The organism is Streptomyces erythrochromogenes (genome assembly GCF_040684695.1).
GTDB lineage: Bacteria > Actinomycetota > Actinomycetes > Streptomycetales > Streptomycetaceae > Streptomyces > Streptomyces erythrochromogenes_C.
The window spans coordinates 1-1,455 of record NZ_JBFBGM010000050.1; the positions used below are offsets into that span (position 1 = coordinate 1).

At 71.1% G+C, this 1,455-nt stretch carries 1 protein-coding gene; it reads right to left on the bottom strand.

What is annotated here, in order from left to right; genetic code table 11:
• Positions 1–7: 7 nt before the first annotated feature.
• On the bottom strand, positions 8–238 hold the full coding sequence (locus AB0O53_RS37625) for a response regulator transcription factor (protein ID WP_365201658.1): 231 nt from the start codon (positions 236–238) through the stop codon (positions 8–10).
• Between the last annotated feature and the right edge of the window lie 1,217 nt (positions 239–1,455).

Here is a 1,455-nt window from a genome sequence, read left to right on the forward strand (position 1 = left end):
GGTGTGGTTAGAGGCCGAGGGTGATGGCGATGCGGGTCATTTCGGCGGTGTTGTTGACGTTCAGTTTGGCTCGGATGCGGCGGAGGTAGGCGTCGACGGTGTGTTTGGAGAGTCCCATGTGGCGGGCGGTTTGGAGGTAGGTGTGTCCGGCGGCGATGTGTCGTAGTGTTTCCTGCTCGCGGGGGGCCAGGTCGGGCGCGGCGGGGGTGGTGTGCGGTGTGGTGAGTGTGGGAGTCATCGGATTTCCTCCGCCGTGTCGGCTCGGTCATCGCTGCTCGCGTCCTCGGAAGCAGGAGGGATATTCACGTTGAATGTCCCTTTTGTTCTGTTGTTTAGAGCGTGGCTGTGGGACTTCATGGGGTTGTCCGTCGACTGTCACAGCCGTGTGACAGGCCCCATCCCTGGCGTTCTCCTTTCGTCTGTCTGTCTTCCTCGCCGTGGCCGGGGAGGGCCACGGTCCTGGCGGGGGTGACGATCACGCCGGCGCCGCCCGCGTGGCCAATGCGACCCGTGGCGCGTCCCCGGTATCAGCTGCCGCCCGCGGCGCCCGGCTCGCGCCGGCTACCGCAGTGGCCGGCGTCCGCGGTACCGGCCGCTGCCCGCGGCGCCCGGCTTGCGCCGGTAGCCACAGCGACCGCGGCCGTCCTGGTCGCCTCTCCCGCGCGGCCACCGGGAGCCTCACCGCCCTGGGCACCCCCTGTACCGCAGCACCCCTGTACCGCAGCACCCCTGTACTGCAGCACCCCTCGTGCCGAAGCATCCCGCACGGCAGCACCCCTGTACCGCAGCACCCCCGTACCGAAGCCCCTCGCGGCTGAGTCGTGCACGCCCGCGCCCGGGAGGCCTGACGTGCCGGTTCGGCCCCTGGTGCCGCCGCCATCCCGCCCGCACACCGTGGCGGGTGGTGTCGTCGCCGGCGGTGGGGGTTGGTGCACAGCCGGTGATGGCGGCCCGCGTGGTTCCCGTGTTCGCATCGGACCGCGACCTCGCGCGCGTACCGCCATCGCACATGTCGTGGAAGACCATCCGGTCCCATGCGAGCGTCATGCCGCCCCGGCCTTGGCGGCGGCGGGGGTGTCGGGCGGGGTGTGGTGTGGACGGGCGGTGAGGATGCGGCGGCTCGCAGGCGTGTCTGTCCGGGCTGTCGGGTCCGGTGTGGCGAGGGCTGGGGTGGGTGCGGTCTGGTGGAGGGCTGTGGTGGCGGTGGGGGTGGCGGTGTTCGTGATGGTGTCCGGGGCCGATTCTGGTGAGGCTTGTGGGGCGGTCGGCGGGTCGTTGTGCGGTGTCACGGCGGGAGGATCGGTGGTTGAGGGGCCGGGGGCGGGTGGTGTCAGGCCTGTGGGGTGGCCTGCCGGACGGCCCGGACGGGTTCGTGTTGTGGCGGGCTCCTTCGTGCGCGGCTGCCTGCCGGGTCCGACCTCCGAGGGTTTGCAGGTCGGAAGGGGTGTCGCATCC